This window comes from Actinomyces bovis (assembly GCF_900444995.1).
GTDB lineage: Bacteria > Actinomycetota > Actinomycetes > Actinomycetales > Actinomycetaceae > Actinomyces > Actinomyces bovis.
Genome location: NZ_UAPQ01000008.1, coordinates 191481 through 216664, shown reverse-complemented (window position 1 = coordinate 216664; position 25184 = coordinate 191481). Strand labels below are relative to the sequence as shown.

The window sequence follows — 25184 nt, the reverse complement described above, 5'->3', positions numbered from 1 at the left end:
CATGGTCGGTTCAGGCGCGGGTGGAAGCCGCGCGCCTAGCGGCCCGGACTACCGCGCTTACCAGGGTCGCCAGCCGCTGGGCGCCGTCGCGTACTCCCGCTCCACGCGCTGCCTGGGCCATGGGCTGGCGGCGCGTAGCTTCGGCCACCAGGGCCATGAAGTCGGCCACGTGCTCCGTGCTTAGCTCAGCATCAGCGACCATCCTTCCGCCTCCGGCAGCGACGACGTCGGTGGCGTTCAGCCGCTGTTCGCCGTTGCCAATTGGCAGGGGCACATAGAGAGCTGGCAAGCCCAGCGCGGTGAGCTCAGCCACGGTGCCTGCGCCCGAGCGGCAGATAACCGCATCTGCGCAGGCGTAGGCATGCTCCATCTGCGGCAGGTAGTCGAGCACGTGGTAGCGCGCTTCCAGGCCATTGGCGCCATCAGCCACCGCCTGTTCCAGGGCGGCACGCACCGGGGCGTCCTTCTCCTTGCCAGTCAGGTGTAGTACTTGCACCCCGGCTGGGGTATTTGCCATGGCGGCACTCAGGACCTCGTTTAGATGCTGCGCACCCAGCGAACCGCCAGTTACTAGGAGGGTATGCAGTGTCGGGTCGAGCCCGAGCGCTGCTGCACCCCGCTGGCGTGCCTCAACCCGCCCGGCCTCAGTGGCTTGCTGCTCCACTAGCGCAGCGATCTCCGGGCGCAGGGGCAGACCGGTGAACTCTGTGCGCCCAATGCGGGCCTGTAACGGGGTGGAAGCGAAGGTTAGGGCGACAGCCCGGGCCCAACGGGCGCCAAGCCTATTTGCCAGCCCGGGCCGAGCATTCTGCTCGTGGATTACAACTGGCACTCCGGCCTTGCGGGCCGCCAGGTAGGCCGGGGTGGAAACATAGCCCCCAAAACCGACAACCACCTCAGCACCAAGCTGCTCGATGGCGCGGCTGGCACCGTCGACGGCGGCTTTGAGGCGTCCCGGTAGGCGCAGCAGGTCAAAGCTGGGGCGCCGCGGCAAAGGGACCTTGGCGATCGTCACCATTTCCAGACCGGCAGCAGGGACAAGGTCTTTCTCCAGGCCTGTGGCTGTGCCAAGCACCAGTAGCTGAACACTGGGATCAGCGGTTTGCAGAGCTGCGGCGGTAGCCAGTAACGGGTTCACGTGGCCTGCGGTGCCGCCTCCAGCTAGCAAGACTCGCGGCCCGGTCTCAGGTGGCACGGGAGCTGTTTGGTCAGCCGGGGAGGATGAGTCGGGGGTGGCCTCAGGATCGGTCATGGTTCCTCCTGCGGGGTGTTATGACGGCCAGGGTACGTCGGACGGCGCCACCCCGGACTGCCAGGGCAGCTTGAGCCTCAGGTTCATTGCGGGCTAGGCACAGCAGCACCCCCACAGCGAGGAGCACTGCGATCAGCGAAGAGCCGCCTCGAGAAATAAAGGGCAGGGGCACACCTAGGACGGGCAGGACACGCACCACCACAGAGATGTTGATCAGCGCCTGTCCCACGACCCAGCAGGCTATCGCACCGACGGTCACCGAAGTGAAAATGTCCTGGCTGCGCCGCATGATACGCATGCAGAAGTAGCCGAAGGCGAGGAATAGCAGGAGGACCAGCAGACCGCCGATCAGGCCAAGCTCCTCGCAGAGAATCGCGTAAATGTAGTCACTCTCGGCTTGGGTCAGGTAGCCCCACTTCTGGCGAGACTGACCCAAGCCGACGCCAGTCCAACGTCCGGTGGCGATAGCCCACAGAGCGTGTCGCGGCTGATATCCGGCGTCTAGATAGTCAGGCGTGGGCATCCCCAGCCAATCCAAGATGCGATTGCGGCGGCTCAGGGAGGAAAGGGAACCTAAGGCAAAGAGAAAAACTCCAACGAATAGCGCGGCGACGAACCAGCGCTTCGCCAAGCCACCAACCCACAGGGCACCGGCCACGATTAGCACTAGCACGATCACCGTGCCCAAGTCTCCGCCGCCCATGACCAGCCCGGCTGAGAGTCCTACCGGCAGTCCGATTGCCCACAGCAGTACCTTGGGTTCTGAGAGCCGATCGTGGAAGCGCTCCACGATTGCCCCTAGCGCCAGCACCAATCCGATCTTTAGGAACTCCGAGGGCTGAACCGCGCCGATTAACGGTATCTCAAGCCAGTTCTTGTTGCCGTTCACCTCTTTGCCCACGAACAAGGTGGCTACCTGGGCGATCAAGCCCGCCGGGAAAACTAGGTACCAGGACCGCTTTAAGAAACGCACTGGCAGCCGCGAGATCATGAATGCCCCAATAATCCCTACGACTGGGAACAGGGCGTAAAAGTAGATGTCTTTAGCTATACCCGAGCCCTCTGCGGCCAAGCCCACAGAGAGCACGGAGAACACCATGACTAAGCCGATCGTTAGGAGCAGCAAAGCCGTCAGACCAAGCCCGTAGTAGCTGAGAACGGCAGACTCCCCTGGTTTGGGGCCATCGGCGGCTGTGCGCCCACGGCGCACCAGCCACTTGCGTTCACCCGGCTTGGCCATCGGGTCCCTCCTCACTCCTGGGAGGCAACCATTTCACGAGCAGCCTGCGCAAAGAGGTCGCCGCGCTGGGCGTATGAAGTGAACTGATCCCAAGAGGCACAGGCGGGGGCAAGCATCACGGTATCCCCGGGCTGAGCCAGTTTGGCAGAGGCCGCTACAGCTGCAGTGATGATCTGCTCCGGGCTGCCATCGGCCACGCGGGCCACCGGCAAGCTCGGGGCCTGCTGTTCCAGGGCCTCCAGCACGGCCGTCTGATCCTTACCAATCACGACGGCGCCACGCAGTTTGGGAGCTACCTTGGCTACCAGCTCATGGAAGGTAGCGCCCTTGGGGTCGCCCCCGACGATCCAAATCCCGGTGCCTGCAGGCAGGGAAGTCAGTGCGGCTTCCGCAGAGTGCGGGTTGGTGGCTTTGGAATCATCAACCCAGGCCACGCCTCCGCCGACCGCCACTGTGACGATGCGGTGCGCACCGGGGTTAAAGGCGCGCAGGCCAGCAGCTACCGCCTCAGGTTCCACTTCCGCTGCGCGGGCCAAGGCCAAGGCGGCTAGGGCGTCTTCGACGATATGTGCCGGCAGTCGTTCGGCCTGACCACCAGGCGCCAAGTGAGCGAGGTCCGCGATGGTGGCTAGCTGCACGCCCTCGCGGTGACGCTCGGCGTGAAAAGCCCGATCGATCAGGAGTTCCTCGACTCGGCCTACCTGGCCGAGTGCAGGCGCGCCGAGGGTAAAGCCGATGGCACGGCAGCCCTCAACGACGTCAGCGTCGCGAACCATTTGCTCGGTGCTTGGGTCGGCCAAGTTGTAGACGGCGGCTTTGCGGGCCTGGTGGTAGACGCGAGCTTTATCGGCTGCATAGGCCTGCTGGCTGCCGTGCCAGTCGATGTGGTCCGCGGCCACGTTCAGGCACGTAGCTGCCAGGGGTGACATGGAGCTGGTGGTGTGCAACTGGAAGCTGGAAAGCTCCACGGCTAAGGCATCGACGTTCCCCTCGGCCACCACCTGGATGATGGGCGGGCCCACATTGCCCACCGCTGGGGCCTTGAGCCCTGCGGCATTGAGGATCGAGGCGAGCATATTGACCGTGGTGGTCTTGCCATCGGTGCCGGTGATGGCTAGCCACGGTACATCCGGCCGAGCGGAGGCAGCCTGAAGCCGCCAGGCTAGTTCCACCTCCGAGACCACCTCGCAGCCCAAAGCGAAGGCGCGTTGAAACACTGGCGCCTGCGGGGGTACCCCCGGGGAGACGACCACCAATTTGGGTCGGGTGTTCTCTAGCACCTGCGCCATGGCGTCGTCGTCGGCAGCCTGGTGCACCCGGAGGCTGCCGCCGGCGGGCTGAGGTCCCTGCGCGCACTGTTCGAGCAGCGTGCCCGTAGCCTTCTCTGAGCGGTCCAAGGCCTCTACCTGGGCCCCCAGGGTGAGGGCGACCTCCACAACGGCGCGTCCCGTGCCGCCCAGTCCCACCACAGCGACCCTTGCGCCATCAAGCATGCTCATGCCAGCAGCCACTCCGCGTAGAAGACTCCGAGCCCAAGGGCCACGAACAGGCCCGCGATCAGCCAGAAACGAATAACTACTGTGACCTCGGCCCAGCCGAGCAGTTCAAAGTGGTGGTGAATTGGGGCCATGCGGAAGACCCGCCGTCGGGTGGCTTTAAAGAAGCCCACCTGAATCACGTCGGAGAGGACCTCCATGACGAAGAGTCCCCCGATGATCACCGCCAGGAACTCGGTGCGCGTCAGAATGGATAGGCCGGCAACGGCGCCGCCCAGGGCCAGTGAACCTGTATCTCCCATGAAGATTTGTGCTGGGGAGCCATTCCACCACAGGAAGCCGAAACAGGCTCCCATCAGTGCTGCGGAGACCATGGCCAGGTCGCGGGGGTCCCGGGCCTGGTAGCACAGGGTGGCCACGGATTCGGCGGGAACGAAGCGACAGGCCTGGTTGGTCTGCCACACGCCGATCAGGGAGTAGGCCGCAAAGAACATGGCGGAGGAGCCCGCTGCCAGACCGTCCAGGCCATCAGTGAGGTTGACGGCGTTAGACCAGGCAGTAATCAGGAAGTTAGCCCAGAGAATGAACAGGAACACACCAATGCCGATGCCTAGGAAGGCTAGGTCGAGCTGGGTGTCTCGGGTGAAGGAGATGCGCGTGGAGGCGGGAGTGAGGCCATTTTCATTGGCGAAGGCCAGCGCTCCCACTGAAAAGCCGATGCCGATCAGGGCTTGGCCAAAGATTTTTTGCCAGGGTTTAAGCCCCAAGGAGCGTTCCTTGGCGATCTTGGCAAAGTCATCCATGAAGCCGATCAGTCCAAGCCCCACCACTAAGAACAACAGCAGGACCGCGGAGGCCCTGGGGGCCCGCAGCTCGGAGAGGCAGGCCATGCCGTAACCGATGACCGTGGAGCACAAGATGACTAGGCCCCCCATAGTGGGAGTGCCACGCTTGGTGAAGTGGCCCTCAGGACCGTCCTCGCGGATGAACTGCCCATACTGTTTGCGGTGCAGGACCCGGATCAGCGCTGGCGTGCCTATAAATGTAAGCAGCAGCGAGACCGCGGCCGAGATGAGGATCGCCCTCATGCTGACAGGACCTCCTTGAGATGATCGGCTAGACGCCAGGCGCCCGAGCCGTTGGATCCCTTAATCAGAACGGCGTCACCGTCGTGCAACAGGCTGATGATCTGGCCGATCGCGGCCTCCGCGTCGGGGAAAGTGACGGTCTGTACCTGCGGGTCAGTTGCTTTTACGGCAGCAGTCAGGGGGGCGGTGCCCTCGCCAATGGCAACGACAAGCGCCGCACCCGCCTGCACCGCTAATTCGCCCGTGCGGGCGTGGTCACGCCCGGAGGACTCACCGAGTTCCAGCATTTCCGAGATGACGACGACGCGGCGCCGCTCCCTTGCAATGGCCGGCAGTGAGGCCAAGGAGGCAGTCATGGAGTCAATATTGGCGTTGTAGGAGTCGTCGATCAGGAGGATGTCGCGGGACAGGTCTGAGACGTCGAGCCGGTGGGGGCTCTCCATACGGGCCTGCTCCAGTGCGTCAGCCACCGTTTCCGCGCTGGCGCCGGCGGCTAGGGCCAGGGAGGCTGCGGCTAGGGCGTTAGAGACATTGTGAGCGCCGGGCAGGCACAGGCGCACGGTGGTGGGGGCGTCCAGACCGGGAAGGTGCAGCTTGAAGACGGCGTGGGCCTTGGGATCCAGCTTGACCTCGGTGGCTCGGACCTGGGCATTTGGATGGCCGCTGGCAGAGAAGCGCAGCACCTCGCCAGGAGCTAGTGATTCCATAGCGGCACTGCGAGGATCGTCAAGGTTAAGCACTGCGGTGCCGGTAGGTAGCAGGCCGGTGACGATCTCACTCTTGGCGGCAGCCACGCCGTCGACGGATCCAAAGCCGCCCATATGCGCGTGGCCGATGAGCAGCACGGCGGCGGCGTCAAGCGGTGCGATCTGAGTCAGGTAGCTAATGTGCCCGGTGCCGGAAGCGCCCATTTCCAGGACTAGGTAGCGGGTGGACTCGTCGGTTTCCAGCACGGTGAGAGGCAGGCCAACCTCGTTATTGAAACTCAGGCGCGGAGCGACAGTGGGCCCGCAGGCTGCCAGCAGCTGGCGGGTGAGGTCCTTGGTGGTGGTCTTGCCTACCGAGCCAGTCATGCCGACCACTGTGAGTTGCTGCCCGCGGGCCTGGGCACGCTCGCGCAGGTCAGCCAGGTGGCGGCGGGCCAATTCTCCCAGGGCCTCCACAGGGTCTGGCACCTGGATTAGGGCGATGGCCTGACTGTCCAGTTCGGCGGAGGCTAGGGAAGCGCGGGCGGCGTCGAGGTCTTTAATGATCGCGGCGCTGGCACCAGCTGCCGCCACCTGCCCCAAGAAGTCGTGACCATCGACGCGCTCCCCCTGGATCGCCACGAATAGTGTGCCTGGGCCGGCTTGGCGGGAGTCGGTGACTACCTGCGTGACCACCGGGCTGGTGGCGGGGGCTGGTGCCACGAGCGTGCCGTTGGCGTGAGCCAGCAGCTCGTCAATGGTGCGGGCGATCATGCGAGAGATCCTTCTTTGTGGCGTAGTGCCTCAGCAGCGACCACGCGGTCATCCAGGCTGATGTCCTCACCAGCCACATCCTGAATGGTTTCGTGACCGCGCCCTGCGACCAGCACGGTGTCCTGTGGATCGGCCAGTTCAATGGCGCGCCGGATGGCGGCCTCTCGGGGAGCGACCTCCTCCAGCAGGGTGCCGGGTGGGGTGGCAGGCACGGCCACAGCCATGAGTTCGGCGCGGATGGCGGCGGGGTCCTCGTTGTGGGGATCGTCGTCAGTCAGGATGACGACGTCGGCCCCCTGCATAGCAATCTTGGTCATCTGTGGACGTTTGCCGGTGTCCCGGTTGCCGGTGGCGCCAAAGACCAGGATTAGGCGCCCTTGGACGGTAGGGCGCAGGGAACTCAGCACAGCCTCTAGGGCACCGGGGTTGTGGGCAAAGTCCACGAGCACGCGCGGGCCCTTGGAGGCGTCTCCAACCACTTCTACCCGACCGGGGACCACGGGGCTTACTCCCGCCGCTCCCAGGGCCTGGCCGATCTGCTCCAGGCTGACGCCGGTGGCGTGAACCATAAGGACTGCCAGGGCGGCGTTGGCGACATTGAAATCACCTGGCAGGCTGGTGGAGGTCTCCAGCCGCGCCCCTGCGGGACCGACCAGAGTGAAGTCAGTGCGGTCAGACCGGTGCTGAATGTCCTGGATAGACCAGTGTGCTTGGTAGGCCTGTCCTGCTGCGTCCGCAAGCGGGGTGCGCAGGGTTAGGAGCTGAGCCTCGGGACTTGCCGAAAGGCGCTCAGCCAGCCGCCGCCCCCAGACGTCATCTACGCAAACCACCTGATGTTGCGAGTGCTGCGGGGTGAAGAGCAGTGCCTTGGCCTCAAAGTACTCATCCATGGTGGAGTGATAGTCCAGGTGATCCTGGGTGAGGTTGGTGAAGCCAGCCACGGTGAAGACCAGGGGCTCAGTGCGGTGCATGGCCAAGGCATGGGAAGAGGCTTCCATGACCAGGTCAGTGCCACCAGCTTCACGCAGGCAGGCCAGAAAACGCTGCAGGTCTGCAGGTTGTGGGGTGGTCAGCACGGCGGGGCGGCGCTTGCCTGCCAGACTAACCTCTACGGTGCCAATAAGCCCGGTTATCCGCCCCAGCGCCCGCAGCACATGGTCCACCATGGTGGCAGTGGTGGTTTTGCCGTTAGTGCCGGTGACGGCGGCGGTAACTAGGTGATCTGCGGGTTGGCCGTAGACCATGGCGGCCAGGGGACCCACCACACTCTGCAGCTCTTGGCTAATTAGCACAGGCACCGCTATGCCCTGTTCAGTCAGGAGAGCAGCCCCGGCGTCGTCGGTAAGGATTGCTACCGCCCCAGCAGCCAACGCCTGCGGTGCGTATTCGGCTCCATGCACCCGGGTACCGGGCAGGGCCACAAAAAGGTCACCGGCGGAGACCTCTGCGGATCCTTGAGCCACGCCCGTAACAGTGATGGCCCCAGAACCAGAGCCCGAATTGGACCGAAGGTTAAATCGCTGCGCCAAGCCCGCTAGCTCAACTGGCGCTACATGTTGTGGGCGCAGCGGCTCTGTAGACGCGGGGGCGTTCAAGCTCATGGTTCCTCAATCTATCGCGATGGGCCGTGTCAAGGCGCGTTGGTATGCCCACGCCGCATCCCTCAGGGTGGGAGCAGGCGGCGCGAGCGTAAGCCTAAATGCTTGGCTACTGACTCGGCGATGCGACAACTGATGGATCAGGGCTAATGCCGAGTGCATGCATAGTGGCAAGCGCCACCTCTCGGAAGATTGGGGCGGCAATCACACCGCCGTAGATGCCGTGCGCGGGCTTATGAACGATCACCGATACCGCCGCAGCTGGGGCACGAGCGGGCAGGAAACCGACAAAAGAGGCCACATTGCCGGTCTGGGTCCCGCCTTCAATAACCTCGGTGGTGCCGGTTTTGCCTGCCACCAGATAACCATCTACTGCAGCGGTTTGCGCGGTTCCACCCTTCTGAGTGACCTCGATTAGCATCTCCGTGAGGGTCTTGGCGGTCTCCTCACTGATAACTCGAATACCTTCAGGAGTGCTCTGCTCCGTACGGGCTCCGTCTGGTGCAACCCAGGAGTCAACCACCCGCAGCGGCACTCGCACTCCCCCATTAGCTATGGTTGCCAGGGTCTGAACCGCCTGCAGGGGGGTGCAGGCCACACCCTGGCCAAACATGGTGGTGTAGCGGGTCCGGCCGTCCCAAGTTGCGGCCTCAGACAACAAGCCTGGCGATTCCCCGGGCAGTTCAATGCCGGTTAGCTCACCCCAGCCAAATTTGCGCATGTACTCGTGGCGCACGGCATCGTCTAGGCGATCACCAATCTGTACCGTGCCTACGTTCGAGGAGTCCACGAGTACCTTGGTGGTGGTCATCTGAATGGTGCCGTGGTGGTGCGAGTCTTCAAAGACCTGGCCATTGGGAGCACTCCAATAGTCTGGGACGTTCCAGGTGTCCTCCGGCTTGGTCTTCTGCTCCTCCAGCGCGGCAGCAAAAGTGACGACTTTTCCAACGCTGCCGGGCTCGTAGACGACCTCCACGGTGCGGGTGCCGGTGTTGGCGGTGGCATCTGGGTTGGTGGGGTCGAAGGAGCCAGAGTCGGCCATGACGATGACCTTGCCCGTTGCAGGTTCAGTGACCAGCACCGAGATCCACTCTGGCGACCAGGTGGTCATGGCTTTGGCCACGATGTCCTGAACTACCTTCTGCAAGTCAGCGTTTAGGGTGGTGCGCACGGTGGAGCCTTGCAGGGCTGGCACCGTGCGTTCCGGGACATAGGGAATGATGAACTGACCGCTGGAGGAGCGCTCGTACTGCCAATAGCCGTCAGTTCCGGTCAGCAGCTTATCCTGGGTGAGCTCCAGTCCGGTTTCCGCTTTTACGTAGCGGTTCTTAGAGCCTTCATCCTTCTCATCGTGCGCGTATCCGACGATGTTGCTGGCTACGTTTCCCGCCGGATATAGCCGCTTTACCCGTTGTTCTTGCTCGATTCCCTGGATGCTCAAGGCGTCGATCTTGCGCCACACCACCTGGTCGATTGCCTTGGCGATTACGACGTAGGTGCTGTCCCCAATCATCTTGGCGCCGAGCTCACGCGCATCCATATCAAGCAATGGTGCTAACTGAGCTGCGGCCTCAAGTGCGCCGCGCCCAATGATATGGCTGACGCCATTGTCGTCCTTGACGACGTGCTCGTACTGGTTGATAGCCAACTGGTTTACGGCGACGTCGTAGACGAGCATTGAGGAGGCGAGAGCTATGCCGTTTCGGTCCTGAATCTCGCCGCGCAAAGCGCGCAGAGTTGTGGTGGTTTGGCGGGTTCTGCGAGCGTCCTTAGCCCGGGCCTCAGCCTCGAAGGCCTCGAACTGTACGAGCCGCGCCGCGATCACCGAGAAACCAGTGATCCCCGCAACCTGGAGAGCCCTACGGCGTGACAGACTCACGGAGCCTGCTTGGTCGCGTCAGGGGCCGGCTCAGCAGCTGCCTGTGGGCTTTCGGCCTCCGGTGCAGCCGCTGGCTGTGGGGCAGCACCAGGGGCCGGCTCAGCAGCTGCCTGTGGGCTTGCGGCCTCCGGTGCAGCCGCTGGCGGCGCAGCAACAGGCGGCGGTGCGGCATTGGCCCCGGTAGCCGCACTAGCAGCCGGAGTGGGAACCGCAGCAGGCTTACCGGCGGCCAGAGAACCATCGCGCAGGTTTACGACGCCAGGTGCACCTGCTGGCACCATGCCCAGTTTCTGTGCCCGCGTGGAGAGCTCAGCCGAGGAGCTGCGCTGATCAAGTTGAGACTGCAGCACCACAGAGGCTTCACGTACCTCTGAGACCAACTCGCGAGTGCGCTGCAGCTCACCGGCCGTACGCGCCATCAAGGCGGTGAGAACCAGGATGAGTATGAGAGTGCTCAGCAGCAGCGCCACCACCATGCCGAGGATGGGTAGTTTGAAGCGAACCTGGTTCAGGCCCCGTACCACTGACAGATTGGGGCGGGGCTGAGGCGCGAGGCGCGGCATGGCACGGGAGGCGCTTCGAGCGCGTGCGGCCTGTGCGGTCATCGGGAGCTCCTGCGTCGATTGCTGTTGCGTTTGTGGTCTTTGTCTGTGCGGCCTGCGGTTCTGCGCCTGCTACTGCTGGGCGTTGCCACGGCCTTGGCTTGGGCTGGCGCCTGGTTCACCGCTCGGACTCGTTCGGCGGCCCGCAGGCGCACCGGGGCGGAACGTGGATTTGCTGCCAGTTCAAGCTCGTCGGCTTGTTCAGCACCGTGCACCAACAGCTCCAAGTAGGGGCGGTCAGCTTCAGGTATGACTGGCAAACCTTCGGGTGCGCGTGACTTGGATCCGGCGGTTAGCGCGGTCTTGACTAACCGGTCTTCAAGGGACTGGTAGGACTCGACCACCAAACGTCCGCCGACGCGCAGAGAGTCAAGTGCTCGCGGCAGCGCCGCAGCCAACACCTCAAGCTCAGAATTGACGGCCACACGCAAGGCCTGGAAGGTCCGCTTGGCCGGGTTGCCACCGGTGCGGCGGGCAGCTGCGGGGATTGACTCTCGCACTACGTCAACCAGCGCGTCTGTGGTCTGCACAGGCTGGCCTGCCTCTCGTCGCCGCACAATCGCAGCTGCGATGCGCGAAGCAAAGCGCTCTTCTCCGTAGTCACGCAGAATGCGGGCGATCTCGACGGCGTCGGCGGTGGCCAACAACTCTGCGGCGCTGCGACCTTGGCTCTGGTCCATGCGCATATCTAGTGGGGCCGGGCGAGCGTACGAGAAACCGCGGGGAACGTCGTCAAGTTGCAGCGAGGAGACCCCCAGGTCCATGAGCACGCCGTCGACCAAACCGTCCATATCGGCTTGCGCCTGCTCGGCAGCTACCTGCTGCACACAGTCATAGGTGGTATGTACCGCCTGGAAGCGCTCCCCAAAGGCAGCCAAGCGCGAGCTGGCAAGGGCGATTGCCTGCGGGTCCCTGTCGATGCCGACGACCTTGAGATTTGCGAAGCGCTGCAAGGCGGCCTCGGTGTGTCCGCCCAGGCCTAGGGTGCAGTCGATGAGCACCGGGCCATAACTTGAAGGCGTGGACTCGATTGCTGGGGCCAGCAGGTCGAGGCAGCGCTGCAGGAGCACTGGGGTGTGGCGCTCGGCGGTGGGCCGTTGGGTCTCGCCGGTTATATCCGCGCTGACTTGCATTCGCCACCTCCTCTCTCCTGCTTGTGGCAATTGGACACTGATGGTGTTGTGGCTTGGGCTTTGGTCTGTGGGCTGTTGCCGCTTGGCGCTGGTGTTCCCGTCCTGCCAGGACTCCCTCCGCGGGGCTCCGGCGCCGGGGAAGTGACGTCGGAGGTGGCGGTTGGAGACCTCACGGGACGGGCTCAGCAGGTCGTTGCCCATGGCTGGGCCCCGGCGGCTGAGTCTGTTCTCAGAAGAACCCAGGCAAGACCTCCTCAGCGGTGTCGGCGAAGACCTGCTCCTGCTCGGCCAGGTAGGTCTCCCAGGCCTTGGCATCCCAGATCTCCACACGGGCCCCGGAGCCAACAACAGCCAGGTCGCGCTCAAGTCCGGCGTAGGCCCGCAGGTTCTGCGGCAGGGTGATGCGGCCTTGTTTGTCTGGGACCTGCTGGTCGGCGCCGGAGAGCATCACGCGCACGTAGTCGCGGGCCTGCTTCTGAGCCAGCGGCGCTGACCGGAGTTGGTGGTACATCTCCTCGAATTCCTTCACGGGGAAGGCGTAGAGGCAGTGGTCTTGGCCGCGGGTGATTACGACGCCGCCCGCCAGCTCTTCACGGAACTTCGCGGGGAGGATCAGGCGGCCTTTGTCGTCGAGCCGGGGCGCGTGTGTGCCCATAAACATGGTGGCGCCCTCCTCCCACTCGACCTTTGGTTGGCCGCCACCTTACTCCACTTTCCTCCACATTACTCCCCCTGTTATCGATAGGAATCCTCAAATCCACTCAACCGCACAACGAATCACTGCAATCACGCGGCTTGCTAGGGGTGGTGTGTGGTGGAGGGATTTCGCCAACAGACGGAGCTCAGACACTACTTTCGGCGTGGCGCACCACCAGCAACCACAGCTGGTACCTCCGCACCCATACCCATCAGGCCCCCTCAAATCGCCTGCAATAACGGCGATTCACTGAGATAGCAGACAAAGCTCCCCACAGTTCAAACCCGGTGAGACCGCCCGGCGCTCAGCTTCGGTGGAGGAAAGTGGAGGAGCTCCTAGCCCGGCGGCGTCACTGGCGGCCGCTGCTGGCGCAGGCACAGCAAACCCTCCCGTACCGAAGCTACGGGAGGGTTAAAGCTGGTCGCCTAGGTGGACCGAGGGGTTGTTCTAGCGGCCGGACTGGCGCCGCCGCTCCCAAAGCTCTTCTTGGCGCGACATGAAGGAACCCTTGGAGCTTTCACCCTGGGTACCACGGCTGACAGTTCCAGGCTTAACTGGCTCACGACTTAAAGCTCGCATAACTCCCAGCACAGCCAAGGCGAAGCCCAGGAGGCCGAGCAGAATGCTGAGCACGGAGTGCCGAACCGTCACTCCTGCGATTAGGGCCACCAGGCCGAGGAGTGCCAAAGCCACACCGCCGCCAATCCGGCGGGGAGAGAAGTGGAACGGAACTGGCTTCGGGTTGCTCATGGTCTGAGCCAGATAAGGATCCTCGGTGCTGAATTGGCGCTCCATCTCCCGCAGCATCCGCTCATCGCGTTCAGACAGGGCCATGGTCCACCTCGATTCCTTGCTCTCGTCACGGTCGCCCGTGACCGCCGTACAAAGTCGGGCTCAGAATATGCTGCATCCCCCGCTAAGGAAAACCGGCTGAACTCCCCATCACCGAAACCCAGCTGCGGCAGTGCTTAACGGCGCTTGTCAGGATGCGGCGCCTTGCTTGAAAGCAGCAGGCTCGCTGGCCGCAGCGCCTCCTGGCCCCAGCGTTGTTTAACGGAGTCAGCGGTCCGCTCCACCTGGGCACTCCGAGGATCTTCATTTAACAGCAGTTGCACCCCCTCCCCCTCATGCTCCAGTCCCTCCGCCCGTACTCCCAGCAGCCGGTAGCCGCCCGCAGGCACGGGAGCCGAACGCCACAGTGCTTCCACTGCGGGCCACATCTGTGCCACCAGATCAGTGGCTGCTGGCAAAGTGCGGGAGCGGGTAATGGTTTTGAAGTCTGCGCCCCGCAATTTCACCGCAACAGTTCTGGCCCGTAAGTGCCCGGAGCGCAGGCGGGCCGCCACCTGATGACATTGATCAAGCAGCACTAGGCGGGTGTGTTCCACATCCGTGATCGTCTCGTAGAAGGTGGACTCGGTACTTATCGATTTCTCTTCTCGCTGCGGCACCACTGGGCGTGGGTCAATGCCTTGAGCCAGTTGCCATAGATGTCTCCCGGCCGCACGGCCAAGGATCTTCTCTAGGCGTTGAGGCTCGGTGCGAGCAAGCGTGCACACGTCGTCGATATCCCAGCGCGCCAGCGCCGCAGCAGAGCGTTCCCCCACGCCCCACATGGCCCCAACCGGTAGCAGATCCAGGAAGTCGCGGGTCGCATCCGCCGGGACCAGCAACAAACCGTCAGGCTTAGCGTGGGAAGAGGCCAGCTTGGCCACGAATTTGGTGGCAGCGACTCCCACCGAGGCTGGCAGCCCCGTGCGCTCACGGATCTGTGTGCGAATCCACTTGGCAATCTGCACCGGTGTGCCCATGCGGCGGCGAGCACCGGAGACATCCAGGAAAGCTTCATCCACACTGAGTTGTTCAATCAGGGGCGTGACTTCCGCGAGCACTGCCATGACCTGCCGGGACACCTGCGAGTAGTGCCGATGCCGCACCGGCAGCACCACCGCCTGCGGGCAGCGGCGCAGCGCCTGGCTCATGGGCATCGCAGAGCTGACGCCGTAGACGCGGGCCTCATAGGAGGCTGCGCACACGACACCACGACCATTGGTGCCGCCGACAATCACCGGGCGTCCCACCAACTCGGGGTGGTCCAAAATCTCGACAGCCGCGAAGAAGGCGTCCATGTCCACGTGCAGTATGGGGGTGGCGGAGTCGTCATCTCCCCAAGAGCTGCGCGCGCGGACACTGCGTGGTGCTCTGCTCATCTCCTCACCACTCCTTTCGCCGGCCTGGGTTGAACCTCACCCTGTCGTGCTCAAAGCAGCAGCACCAGGCTAGCGTGCCCCTGTGACCAGAAACGCTTCCCGCCGCACCACCGCAGCCAAAGGTGGCTTTGAGCTGTCCACACTGCCGGTTGGCCCAGTGCCGGTGTCATTGGGCACCGCCGAGCTAGAGCGGCGAGATACGGGGGTGCTGCTGCGGCTAGATGGCACCGAGTCATCCTTCATTGACCTGGCTGACCCCACCCACCTGGACTTCGAGTACCAGCAGCAAATGGAAGCAGCCATCGGGACATTCTTTGCTGCTGGCACGCCGGTGCGGGCAGTGCACCTGGGCGGGGCGGCCTGTGCTCTGGCCCGCGCCTGGAATGCCAGTCGGCCAGGCTCAACCCAGCTGGCGGTGGAACTGGACGAGTTGCTGGCGAGCAAGGTGCGCCAATGGTTTGACCTGCCCCGATCCCCTGCCCTGCGCATCCGGGTAGGCGACGCCGCCGCGGTGGCCCCCACCTTGCGTCCGGGTGAATGGGACGTGGTGGTGCGAGATGTCTTCGCGCAAGCCGTAGTGCCAGAAACCGTGCGCACCTTGGAGTTCACGCAGGCCTGCGCCCGCGCCTTGGCACCAGGCGGCCTATACCTGGCGAATATGTCCTCGCTGCCACGCCCCCGGGCAGCCGCAGAGCTGCAAGTGGTGCGGGAAACCTTCAAAGTGCACGCGTTGGTGGCGGATAATGCGGTGGCGCGCGGCAAACGGCGCGGCAATATGGTGGTGGTGGCCGCCAATGCCCCTTGGACCCCGCAGCAGCGCGAGGAGTTGGAACGCTCGATGCGGCGCCTCCCCCTACCTGCGCGCACGTGGGAGCTGACTGATCCCGCCCTGCCGCAGCTGTAAGCCTCAGCGTCCAGCTGAGCCCAGGTTTGCGTCGTCCGGACCGGCGGCGTCATTGGCCTCCAAGAAAGCCTCCAAGCGGGCTCCGATCTCATCGGCACTAGGCAGATCAAGGGCCGCGGCCGCCTTGGCAGCGCCATCATCAGGCACGAAGGAGTCGTACTGTGCCTCCAGAGCAGCCACAACCGCCCCAACTTCTGCCTGAGCGGCGGCCTCGGCGTCGATCTCCGCTCGGTTCATGGCGGCAGCGGCCTCCAAGTCGCCCACGGGCAAAGCCAAGCCGGTGATCTCAGCAACGGTGCGCAGCAGCGCCGAGGCACCTTGCGGAAAGCCGTCACGAGCCACGTAATGGGGCACGGAGGCACTCACGCCCCGCGAGTCCAAGCCAGCCTGCCCTAGGCGCAACTCCAGGAAGCCACTCATAGTGCCGGGTAGCTCCACGCGCCCGAAGAACTCAGGCTGCTCAGGCAAACGCTCAGGGTGGTTGCCGTGGTGGAGGATATAGGTGGGCCGAGTGTGGGGCGTGGCCATGGGGATACCGGTCATGCCAATCGCCGTCTGCACGCCCAGGGTCTGGACTAGGTGGTTGACGACGGCAGCGAACTCCTCCCAGCGGTAGTCCGGCTCAGGTCCGTGGAGCAGCAGGAAGGGAGTGCCGTCGTCGTCATGCACGAGGTCCACCACAAGTTCAGGCATGGAGATGGATTCGTACTGACGCTTGTCAAAGACCATGACGGGGCGGCGAGCACGGTAGTCCACTAGGGAATCGACGTCGAAGGTGGCGAAGCGCTGGTTGGGCAGGGTCATCAGGAGCTGGTCCACTGCCAGGGAGCCAGCTCGGCCAGCGTCCATGGCCCCGTCAAAGTGGTGCACCAGGACGCGCGGCGACACCGGCTCACCCTGAGGGTGATCGATGCTCAGCATCGGCGTCATTCCGTCTTCCTTCCGACGTGGTTTCCTGCGGGCTTGGGTCTAGCGTGACCGGTGATGGTCTAGCAGTGCAACCCGCTTCGCACCCTTCGTGTTCCCAGGGGCAGTGTGCTGAGGATTCGCCCTCAGGTGAAGAGTTCGCTATAGCCCCAGTACGGAGAATAATGGATCGGCCCTAACTAGGTGCCTGCACCCACCCTAGCGGGTGCCCATGAGAGGAATCCTGTGACCGACTCCGCCTTCCGGCCAGGCAACAAGACCCCTGCCTCCCCAGCCAACTCCGCTGCCGAGGCAAGCGCCGCCCCCACCGGCTCCACCAACGTCCGCGAGCGCGAGCTAGCCGCAGAACAAGACTTGGTGGACCTGGCTTACAGCGAGTTGGACCGCCAGCTTTCGCAGGCACGTGAGTCCCTGGCCCGCACGGAGTCCGCCGGGGCGCACGGCACGCATCAGGCGCGGGGTGAGCGGGACGCCTATGCCGCGCACTACAGCAACCAGGTGAGCACGCTTGAGGGAGTTGAGGATCGCCTGGTATTCGGACGCATGGACATGTTGCCTGCTGAGGGGGTTTCTGCCAGTGGTTCTGTGCCGGTGGGTGGACCCGGGCGGCACTATGTGGGGCGCCTAGGGCTGCAGGATGAGCGACGCCGTGAGGTGGTGCTGGACTGGCGTGCTCCCCTGGCTCGCGCTTTCTACCAGGCCACGGCCTCACGCCCCATGGGTTTGCTCAGGCGACGCCATATCGACACCCGCGCCCGTAAGGTGATCTCCCTGGAGGACGAGCTCATCAGTGTCGACGCTGTAAGCGGCCAGGCTGGGGGGCTGCCCGCCAAGGTGGCTACGGAGGGACTGCAGGGTGAGGGAGCCCTAATAGCTGCCATGTCTACCGCCCGCGATGGGCGCATGGGCGACATTGTGGCCACGATTCAGGCTGAGCAGGACCGGGTGGTGACCTCCCCGGGCAAAGGCGTGCTGGTGGTTCAGGGGGGCCCGGGCACTGGCAAGACGGCGGTGGCATTGCACCGAGTGGCCTACCTCTTCTACGCAGAACGGGAGCGCTTGGAGCGCACGGGGGTGCTTTTGGTGGGCCCTTCGCGGGTGTTCCTGCGCTATGTAGAGCAGGTACTGCCTTCTCTGGGGGAAACCGGCGTGGTGGCCACCACTATTGGCGACTTAGTGCCGGGGTTACATGCCCAGGGCACTGAGGCGGCTGAAATTGCGGAGGTCAAGGGGCGAGCGCTTTGGGTGCCGGTGCTGCGCCGCGCAGTGCGCAGTCTGCAGCGGGTGCCGGCGGAGCCGCGTCCCATTGAGGTGCAGGGAACTACACTCCAGCTGCTGCCACAGGATGTGCGTGAGGCGATTAGTCGCGCGCGTCGTTCTGGGCGGCCACACAATCTAGCCCGTGAAACCTTCGTGCTTTACCTGTTGGACTGTTTGACGGACCAGTACGCGGCTGCGACCCGGCAGGATGCCTCGGACCCGGATACCAAGGCCTGGATACGCGAAGATATCCGGACCGCCCGGGATGCGCGTCGGGAAATCAACCTGTGCTGGATGCCAACCACCCCGGTGGGCTTGTTGGAGCGGCTGTGGTCGCGTCCAGCGTTACTGGAAGAGTTAGCTCCGGAATTGAGTGTTGACGAACGGGCGCTGTTGCAGCGGCAGCCGGGTTCACTTTTGACGGCTGCGGATATCCCGCTGGTGGACGAGTTGGCGGAGTTGCTAGGTCCCAGTGAGGATGCGGAGGCGCGGCGCGCACGTCTGGAGGCCAAGCGGCGCGCAGCGGACGTGGCTTACGCCGCGCAGGCTATTGAGTCTCAGGACTTAGGGGGTGGCCTGGTCACTGCGGAGATGCTGGCTGACCGCTTTGCTGACACCGGTCCGAGCTTGACTCTGGCAGAGCGGGCGCGGGCTGACCGCAGTTGGACCTATGGGCATGTAGTGGTGGACGAGGCCCAGGAGCTTGGCGCCATGGCCTGGCGTGCACTGGCGCGGCGCTGCCCAGTGCGTTCTTTCACGGTGGTGGGTGACCTGGCCCAATACTCAGGGCCGCACGCTCCAGCCACCTGGAACGAGATCTTGACTGCCTTGGGCGCGGCGCCTGCAGAAGAAGGAGCGGGTCGAGCGGCATCCGGAAGTGGCCAGAAGTGGCGGTCGCGGCCTGAGCTTGGCCGGGGCCGCAGGCAGGTTGGGGGCTCCACCCCGTTGCTCCAGGAGGTGCTGACGGTTTGCTACCGGACTCCGGCATCAATCATGCGCGCAGCCGAGGACGTAGCTGCTGGCATGGGGCACCCGGCGGTCTATCCCGTTAAATCCGTACGCGATCTGCCAAACTGCCTGCAGGTAGATGACCTGACGCAGTTGGCTGGTGACGACTCCGCCTGGCAGGCAGCACTGAGGGCCGCTGTGACAGCTGAGCTTGAGTGGCTCGATGAGCAGGCCGGGGTCGGCGCTGGGCGCCTAGCGGTTATCAGCACTAAGCCTCAGGAGACGGTCGGCGTGCTGGCGGCTATCCCGGCGCTGCATGAGGCGATGCAGGCTCCGGATGACGATGTGCTGCGTTCTCGCTTAGCGGTAATGGACCCGCTGGCTTCCAAAGGCTTGGAGTTTGACGCGGTGGTGCTGCTGGATCCGGCTGCGGTGGGGGCGGTGAGTCCTGGGGATCTCTATGTCGCTATGACTCGTCCTACCCGGCGGCTGCGGGTGCTCAGTCGGCAGGCCTTGCCGCCGGGGCTGCGGGAGGCAGGACGCTGACGGCGCAGTCGCTGGCCACCTACGACACCGTAGGTTACGGTTACGTAGGTTCTATTTTGCAGCCGTCCGCCCCCGCTGGGTGGGTTGGCCATCGCCCTCCAAGGGAGTAAACGTGAGCAGCGCCGACGACGTCCGCCCCACCTCAGCAACGTCAGAGCGATCTGCGCCCGAGGGCTCAGACAGCCAATGCCAGCGCCCTCACTACGCCCCTGGCGTCCCCTCTGCAATTGCACCGGTGACTCAGCCCTTACCGGAGATGTTGGCACAAGCCACCCGTAGTTTCCCTGAGCGGGTAGCCCTCGACTTTATGGGTGCCACCACCACCTATGCTGAGCTCTCCGCCCAGGTCGCTCGTGCTGCTGAAGCTCTGCGTCGTGCTGGTGTTTCCAAGGGGGACGTAGTGGCGGTGGTCCTGCCCAACTGCCCCCAGCACGTTGTGCTGGCCTACGCCGTCTGGCGGCTTGGCGCGATCCTCGCCGAGCACAATCCGCTGGCGCCAGCTGCCCAATTGCGTGAGCAGCTAGAGCTACATGGTGGCCGGGTGGTGATTGCCTGGGAGAAGACACTGGACAAGCTCACTCGAGCCACTGGGTCCCTTGGGGCTGCCGGGCTGGGTGGTCTTGCGGTCTACGCCGTCGACCTGTCTCGCGGATTGCCGTGGACTAGTCGCTTTGCTCTGCGACTCCCCCTAGCTGCGGCTCGGGCACAGCGTTCTGAGCTGCGTGGGCAGGTGCCGGCGGGGGTAGCGTCCTGGGACGAGCTGGTTGAGTCTTGCTCGCCCTTGGCCACCTCTCACCCGCAGCCGCAGGTGCAAGATGTGGCCGTGCTGCTGCACACCGGCGGGACCACGGGCACTCCCAAGGCGGTCAAGCTGACGCACGCGAACCTGCGTTCTAACGCGGAGATGAGCTTGGCGTGGGCTAGCCAGGTCACTGCGCAGGGGCAAGAGACTTTCTATTCGGTGTTGCCCTTCTTCCATGCCTTTGGGCTCTCCCTGTGCCTGTTGTGCGCGGTGGGCTTAGCGGCCACTCAGGTGATCTTGCCTAAGTTCAGCGCCGATTTGGTGCTGGGCGCCTGGCGACGCCGCAATTGCACCTTCTTCCCGGGGGTGCCGGTCATGTTTGAGCGAATTGCTGCCAAGGCGGCAGGCAGTGGCGCGGACCTATCCTCCTGCAAGGTGGCGGTGTGTGGGGCGGCAGCTACCCCCGCTCAGGTTGCTGCTGCCTGGGAGGAGTTGACTCGCGGCGTAATCATCGAGGGCTACGGCATGACTGAAGCCTCCCCCATCATCCTAGGCAACCCAATCTCTCCGGAACGGCGCGCTGGCGCACTAGGCGTGCCCTACCCCTCCACTGATGTGCGGCTGATAGACCCGGAGCATCCAGAGGTGGAGGTGCTACCCGGAGAGGTGGGCGAGCTAGTTGTTCGTGGACCGCAGGTCTTCGCCGGGTACTGGGAGAACCCGGAAGAAACTGAGGCGGTGATGCTGTCAGGTGGCTGGCTGCGCACCGGGGACTTAGCCCGTCAAGAGGAGGACGGCTTCTATGTGATGGCCGACCGCCGTAAAGAGCTGATTATCTCTGGCGGATTCAACGTCTACCCCACGGAGGTGGAGAAGGCTGTGCGCTCCATGCCGCAGGTCGCAGATGTGGCTGTGGTGGGGCTGCCTGGCGCCTCCGGGGACGAATCCGTGGTTGCGGCGATTGTGCCGCATGAGGGTCAGACAGTGACTTTGGAGCAGGTGCGTGCCTGGGCTGAGAAGACCATCTCCCACTATGCCCTGCCCAAACAGATTGCGATCCTCACGGAGCTGCCACGTTCTCAGATCGGCAAGGTCATGCGCCGGCTGGTGCGGGAAGAGCTATTGACACGGGTCTCGCAGACGCTCAGCAAGGTTGAGGACCTGGCGGATCATGGCTCCGATCAGGGGCACTCCAGCAAACTGTAGGCCTGCCTTCGCTGCACCTTCAGGCCTGGTTGCTTCTCCTTTTGCTCGGGGGCGGGATATTTGGCTCCTGATGCCGCTGGCATTGGCGGCTGGCGGCGGGGAAATCCGCTTTTCAGGTCGGCGGTTTTGCCTTGATCGCGCCGAGGATATGGCTGGGCCTGGTGTCTCCCGCACGGGGGAGGTCACCAGGCCCAGCCAATACCAAGCAGCCAGAAGGCCCTCAGCTCAAGTGGTCAATTCACTTAACCACCACAATCACATCCGCCTTACCCGACTCCTTACGCACAGAGAGCTTCGAGCCAGCAGTGATCCCCTCAACACTCACCTTGGTAGTGGCACTGCTAGTCAAACGAGTCTGGGCCAACACCGTGGTACCACGACGCAAAGCCAAAGTGTCCTTACCATCACCATCCCAATCACCCACCAACAACTCATCGGCGGCCCGCCCCAAAGAAACCGAAGCATAAACCGGAGCATCACTACGGTTCTCGTTATAGAACACCACCCGAGTACCCACACGCACCGCATAAGTCACCGTGCCATCACCATCCCAATCACCCTTCAGCACCATGCCAAGAGCACCACTCTCCACCTTAGACACATAAGCCGGCTTCGACTCAGGTGCAGGAGCCGCGGCCTTGACTGTGTGTGCACTCTGGGCAGAGACGGTCTCCGAGTTCCCCACCTTGGCGCTCACGGACTCGCTCAGCACGGTGCCGTCAGTGGCCCCAGCCGAGACCTTCTCCTCCCAGGTCAGGCGCAAGCTGTATCCCTGGGGCAAGGTGCCGTTCCAGGTGATGGCGCCATTAGCGCTGTCTAGTTCAGGCTGTGGGGCAGCCTTGCCCTGCTCCGGTCCGTCCCAGACGCGCAGTTCCCATAGGGAGACGCCGTAGTACTCACCGTTAAAGGCCTGGCGTGAATGGGCCTGCATCTTGACGTACTTGACTGGTTCTTGGGAGTTGAGCTTGTAGCTGCGCTTTTCAGCAGCGAGCTTCTTGCTTGGGCAGATCTGGCTGAGCACACCGGTGCCGCTCTTCCAGGTCCTACCATCAGCGGAAGTCATGATCTCAAAGCTTGGGGCGCAGGCCGCCTCCCAGACCACGTCCACGTGGTCTACCACAGTGGGCTGGGCCAGTTCCACGGCGATCCAGGCCTCGTTGGAGTAGTTAGAGGACCAGCGGGAGTCTCCCGTGGTGCTGTCGTCCACCACCTTCTCCTTGGACCAGACGGTGTCTGCTTCTTGACCAGAGGCAGTCACCGGACGTCCTAATGCCACGTTAGTGCCTGCCCGGTCGGGAACCGGCTGCCCCTCGGCGTCCACGTATTCAACCTTCGGAGCACCGTTGACGGTGGCGTTCCCGCCCAGGCCTGAGATGTCAGCATTGACGGTGGCACTGACCTCGGTGGTGGCGTCAGAGCTCAAGGTGACAGTGCGGGAAATGGCCTGCCCCGGCGTGACCTGCTGGCCGCTTTCCGGAGTGGAGCCGAGCGCCACCTGGGCCTTGACTTTGGCCATGGGCGCAAGCTTTCCAGGGGTCTCCCCCGCAGCCTGCTGCCTGGTGTTCCAGGTGTTGAAATCGGTGGCGTCTGTGGGGTTCCAGACCCGGGAGGCCATGGCCCGCAACAGTGGCTTAACGCCTGCGGCAACCTGGGCCTCGGTCTCAACCTCGGGCTTGTCACACCAGATGGCGAAGGAGGAGCCAAGGTTCCAGGCGGGCTGGGGGTCCGGCCAGGTCTGAGTCAGGCCAGACTGGTGATTCGGGTAGACGCCGGGGTGCCAGCTGTAGATCTTCTCAGCGGTGGGCTTGGTGGAGTAGGCCCATGTGGGATAGGTCAGCACGTAGTAGAAGTAGGCGTCGTTGAAGTTGATGAGCTTGTGTCCCTCATCAACCATCTTCTGAACTGTGGGGAAGGCGCCGTGCCAGCCGGTCCAGTAGGCAACATCGACGTCTGCCGCAAGCTTCTCCGTGGTGCCGGTGTAGCTCAGGGCGTCGTTCCAAGCCCGCACCTGGGTTTTGCCCTTGGACTGGAGGTACTTGGCGGTCTCATTCAGAAAGTGGACGTAGCCGTCCAGGACTGTGGCCTTCTCACCAGCGGTTGAGCTCTCCTTGGCGTAGGCGAGCAACTGTGGGAAGTCCCGCGCTAGGTCAGAGTGCAGAGACGGGTAGTAGGAGTTCCCGGCTAGGGGGAAGACTTCATCTCCGCCCAGGTGCCAGCTGGTTGAGGGGAAGAGCAGGACGAACTCGTCAATCAGCTCTTTCACCAGCTGACGAGCCTCTGGCTTGGAGTAGTTCAGGATCTTGCGTCCGGCGTCGGTGTTGCCCACCCGCAGTTCCGGGTGTCTCTCCAGCATGGCGCGCATATGCCCGGGCATATCAAAGGCCGGGACTATTTCCACGTGGTACTTGGCGCCCTCGGCGATGATCTCCTTGAGTTCATCCTGGGTGAGGTACTCGGAGGACATGATCTCCGGGTGGGTCTTGGACTCTAGGCGGAAGCCTTCGTTCTCGGAGAAGTGGTACTGGAGTTGGTTTAGCTTCACCCAGCTCATCTCGCGGATCTGGTTGATGATCCAGTCTTTGGTGAAGTATTTGCGCGCCGCATCCAGGTGTAGGGAGCGCACAGACATAGCGGGCTGGTCTACTACCTGTCCCGCTTGGAGGCCACCGGAACTGCTCAGGCTCTGCAGCAAGGTTCGGGTGCCATAGAAAGCCCCCGCGTCCCCTGTGGCGGTGATCTTTACTTGCTGTGGCGTGACGTTCAGGCTGTAGCCCTCGTGGGTGGTAACGCCAGTTACCGTCGGCTGTAGGTCAAGGACAATGTCTCCTGGCGCAGCTTCTTGACCGACGACGACGGCGGGAGTGGAGTTGAGCGCCAGGCCCTTGGCGGCGCTGAGGTTTTCTAGTTCTGCGGCGAGCAGGCGGGCCTCGTCACCGAGCGCGGACTCGTCGGCGGCATCTCCGATGACTAGGCGTGTGCTGCTGGTGAGTACGAAAGGTGCCGTAGTCTCAGCTTTGAAACTGCTGACTGCAGGCACTACACCGGGCAGACCTTCGCCGGTGAGAGCCGGTGCTGCGTGGGCTGGCGCCAGTGGCAGCGTGGCGGCTCCTAACGCCACTAGGGCAGTGCTGAGTGTCGCTGCCAGGAGCCTGCGGCCTCCTGGGGGTGGGCTTACTTGGGGCATGGACTGACCTCCTCGTCGAGGTGCCCGGCTGCGCGGGCTAAATCCGTTTACTGGGAGCGCCTGGGGGAAGGCGGCTGTCACACATTGACAGCGAGGCTGTCCCCGTGTTTGCCGCCTACAGGCGAGACGAGCATAACCACGATCGGTAGGTTCATGTGTGGAAACAGCCACAAAAGCCGTTTAGTATCTTTGGCGCAAGCGGCAGACTCAGTTTCTTTCCAGAGATTCGACGGACACCCATGACAGACGCAGGTAGCACAGCCCTGCCTGCCACACCAACCAGGGACCTGCTGAGCGCCCCTCAGTCTTTTGGAGCCGCCCCTTCGCGCTGCTTGCGGAGCTCGTCGATTGCAGCTGCGAAGTCTTCCAAGGTGTCAAAGGAGGAGTAGACCGAAGCGAAGCGCAGATAAGCGACCTCATCTAGCTCACGCAGCGGACCGAGGATCGCAGTACCAATATCCTGAGAGTCAACCAGAGCCTGACCGGAGGCCCGCACGGTTTCTTCAACCCTGTGGGCCAGCAAGGCCAGGTCGTCATCTGAGACGGGCCGCCCTTGACAGGCCCGGCGCACTCCAACGATGACCTTGGCGCGGTTGAAAGGCTCTACAGCACCGGAGCGTTTGCGCACAGAGAGGCTGGCCGTCTCCACCGTCGAAAAGCGCCTACCGCACTGCGTGCACTCGCGACGCCGTCGGATGCTGGTGCCGTCATCAGAGGTACGAGAGTCCACCACCCGTGAGCCGTCATTGCGACAGAAAGGACAGTGCACGGCGTACTCCTCATTCCCGCCGGCGGCGATTCCCCACTGACAG

The 25184-nt window shown here is 63.7% G+C and carries 18 protein-coding genes; 3 read left to right on the top strand and 15 right to left on the bottom strand.

Translation table 11 applies throughout. The features are described 5' to 3' along the window. Positions 1-10: 10 nt before the first annotated feature. The 12 genes from murG to DR039_RS07905 all read right to left on the bottom strand — a co-directional run bounded on the left by murG (position 11) and on the right by DR039_RS07905 (position 14655). A complete protein-coding gene (gene murG, locus DR039_RS07960) occupies positions 11-1252 on the bottom strand; it encodes an undecaprenyldiphospho-muramoylpentapeptide beta-N-acetylglucosaminyltransferase (RefSeq protein ID WP_111836847.1) in 1242 nt (413 codons plus the stop codon). Further along, the gene (locus tag DR039_RS07955; RefSeq protein WP_111836846.1) at positions 1239-2492 is read right to left on the bottom strand and encodes an FtsW/RodA/SpoVE family cell cycle protein; all 1254 of its coding nucleotides are present in this window, start codon (positions 2490-2492) and stop codon (positions 1239-1241) included. Before DR039_RS07955 ends, murG begins: the two co-directional genes overlap by 14 nt. 11 nt (positions 2493-2503) lie before the next feature. Then, positions 2504-3991: a UDP-N-acetylmuramoyl-L-alanine--D-glutamate ligase gene (gene murD, locus DR039_RS07950; protein WP_111836845.1), complete on the bottom strand. Its 1488-nt coding sequence runs from the start codon at positions 3989-3991 to the stop codon at positions 2504-2506. Continuing rightward, a complete protein-coding gene (mraY, locus tag DR039_RS07945; protein ID WP_111836844.1) occupies positions 3988-5076 on the bottom strand; it encodes a phospho-N-acetylmuramoyl-pentapeptide-transferase in 1089 nt (362 codons plus the stop codon). Before mraY ends, murD begins: the two co-directional genes overlap by 4 nt. Next, entirely contained in the window at positions 5073-6536 is a 1464-nt protein-coding gene (locus DR039_RS07940; RefSeq protein ID WP_111836843.1) for a UDP-N-acetylmuramoyl-tripeptide--D-alanyl-D-alanine ligase, read from the bottom strand. The genes mraY and DR039_RS07940 overlap by 4 nt, the downstream gene beginning before the upstream one ends. Next, positions 6533-8137, bottom strand: coding sequence for a UDP-N-acetylmuramoyl-L-alanyl-D-glutamate--2,6-diaminopimelate ligase (locus DR039_RS07935; protein WP_111836842.1), 1605 nt, complete (start codon positions 8135-8137; stop codon positions 6533-6535). Before DR039_RS07935 ends, DR039_RS07940 begins: the two co-directional genes overlap by 4 nt. A gap of 106 nt (positions 8138-8243) precedes the next feature. Next, complete coding sequence (locus DR039_RS07930; RefSeq protein ID WP_111836841.1) at positions 8244-10013, bottom strand: peptidoglycan D,D-transpeptidase FtsI family protein; 1770 nt, start codon at positions 10011-10013, stop codon at positions 8244-8246. Then, positions 10010-10618 (bottom strand): hypothetical protein, encoded by a 609-nt coding sequence (locus DR039_RS07925; protein ID WP_111836840.1) that lies wholly within the window; start codon positions 10616-10618, stop codon positions 10010-10012. The genes DR039_RS07930 and DR039_RS07925 overlap by 4 nt, the downstream gene beginning before the upstream one ends. Beyond that, positions 10615-11748 carry a 16S rRNA (cytosine(1402)-N(4))-methyltransferase RsmH gene (gene rsmH / locus DR039_RS07920; protein ID WP_111836839.1) on the bottom strand — a complete coding sequence of 378 codons (1134 nt, stop codon included), beginning with the start codon at positions 11746-11748 and terminating at the stop codon, positions 10615-10617. The genes DR039_RS07925 and rsmH overlap by 4 nt, the downstream gene beginning before the upstream one ends. Positions 11749-11977: 229 nt before the next feature. Continuing rightward, positions 11978-12409, bottom strand: a complete 432-nt coding sequence (mraZ, locus tag DR039_RS07915; protein WP_111836838.1) for a division/cell wall cluster transcriptional repressor MraZ — start codon at positions 12407-12409, stop codon at positions 11978-11980. A 483-nt stretch (positions 12410-12892) separates the two neighbouring features. Beyond that, on the bottom strand, positions 12893-13279 hold the full coding sequence (locus DR039_RS07910; RefSeq protein ID WP_111836837.1) for a DUF3040 domain-containing protein: 387 nt from the start codon (positions 13277-13279) through the stop codon (positions 12893-12895). Positions 13280-13413: 134 nt separating this feature from the next. Further along, a complete protein-coding gene (locus DR039_RS07905; RefSeq protein ID WP_111836836.1) occupies positions 13414-14655 on the bottom strand; it encodes a DNA polymerase IV in 1242 nt (413 codons plus the stop codon). Positions 14656-14737: 82 nt separating this feature from the next. Between DR039_RS07905 and DR039_RS07900 the strand changes: the two genes are divergently transcribed. Next, complete coding sequence (locus DR039_RS07900; protein WP_229116886.1) at positions 14738-15559, top strand: spermidine synthase; 822 nt, start codon at positions 14738-14740, stop codon at positions 15557-15559. Between the two features lie 3 nt (positions 15560-15562). On the opposite strand, the gene DR039_RS07895 is transcribed toward DR039_RS07900, so the two are convergent. Continuing rightward, positions 15563-16489 (bottom strand): PAC2 family protein, encoded by a 927-nt coding sequence (locus DR039_RS07895; RefSeq protein WP_111836835.1) that lies wholly within the window; start codon positions 16487-16489, stop codon positions 15563-15565. Between the two features lie 222 nt (positions 16490-16711). On the opposite strand from DR039_RS07895, the gene DR039_RS07890 reads away from it, so the two are divergent. Together DR039_RS07890 and DR039_RS07885 are read left to right on the top strand one after the other, a co-directional pair. Continuing rightward, a complete protein-coding gene (locus DR039_RS07890; protein WP_111836834.1) occupies positions 16712-19240 on the top strand; it encodes a HelD family protein in 2529 nt (842 codons plus the stop codon). A gap of 226 nt (positions 19241-19466) precedes the next feature. Continuing rightward, entirely contained in the window at positions 19467-21188 is a 1722-nt protein-coding gene (locus DR039_RS07885; protein ID WP_407641283.1) for an AMP-binding protein, read from the top strand. A gap of 238 nt (positions 21189-21426) precedes the next feature. On the opposite strand, the gene DR039_RS07880 is transcribed toward DR039_RS07885, so the two are convergent. Then, positions 21427-24372, bottom strand: a complete 2946-nt coding sequence (locus tag DR039_RS07880) for a family 20 glycosylhydrolase (protein WP_111836832.1) — start codon at positions 24370-24372, stop codon at positions 21427-21429. A gap of 301 nt (positions 24373-24673) precedes the next feature. Next, complete coding sequence (gene nrdR, locus DR039_RS07875; RefSeq protein WP_111836902.1) at positions 24674-25141, bottom strand: transcriptional regulator NrdR; 468 nt, start codon at positions 25139-25141, stop codon at positions 24674-24676. Positions 25142-25184: the final 43 nt, after the last annotated feature.

Excerpts from the sequence above, each read along its gene's own strand:
- murG (WP_111836847.1), bottom strand. The coding sequence starts at position 1,252 with ATGACCGATCCTGAGGCCACCCCCGACTCATCCTCCCCGGCTGACCAA.
- DR039_RS07905 (WP_111836836.1), bottom strand. The coding sequence starts at position 14,655 with ATGAGCAGAGCACCACGCAGTGTCCGCGCGCGCAGCTCTTGGGGAGAT.
- DR039_RS07880 (WP_111836832.1), bottom strand. The coding sequence starts at position 24,372 with ATGCCCCAAGTAAGCCCACCCCCAGGAGGCCGCAGGCTCCTGGCAGCG.
- rsmH (WP_111836839.1), bottom strand. The coding sequence starts at position 11,748 with ATGCAAGTCAGCGCGGATATAACCGGCGAGACCCAACGGCCCACCGCC.
- murD (WP_111836845.1), bottom strand. The coding sequence starts at position 3,991 with ATGAGCATGCTTGATGGCGCAAGGGTCGCTGTGGTGGGACTGGGCGGC.
- DR039_RS07910 (WP_111836837.1), bottom strand. The coding sequence starts at position 13,279 with ATGGCCCTGTCTGAACGCGATGAGCGGATGCTGCGGGAGATGGAGCGC.
- DR039_RS07940 (WP_111836843.1), bottom strand. The coding sequence starts at position 6,536 with ATGATCGCCCGCACCATTGACGAGCTGCTGGCTCACGCCAACGGCACG.
- DR039_RS07925 (WP_111836840.1), bottom strand. The coding sequence starts at position 10,618 with ATGACCGCACAGGCCGCACGCGCTCGAAGCGCCTCCCGTGCCATGCCG.
- DR039_RS07895 (WP_111836835.1), bottom strand. The coding sequence starts at position 16,489 with ATGACGCCGATGCTGAGCATCGATCACCCTCAGGGTGAGCCGGTGTCG.
- mraY (WP_111836844.1), bottom strand. The coding sequence starts at position 5,076 with ATGAGGGCGATCCTCATCTCGGCCGCGGTCTCGCTGCTGCTTACATTT.
- DR039_RS07955 (WP_111836846.1), bottom strand. The coding sequence starts at position 2,492 with ATGGCCAAGCCGGGTGAACGCAAGTGGCTGGTGCGCCGTGGGCGCACA.
- mraZ (WP_111836838.1), bottom strand. The coding sequence starts at position 12,409 with ATGTTTATGGGCACACACGCGCCCCGGCTCGACGACAAAGGCCGCCTG.
- DR039_RS07935 (WP_111836842.1), bottom strand. The coding sequence starts at position 8,137 with ATGAGCTTGAACGCCCCCGCGTCTACAGAGCCGCTGCGCCCACAACAT.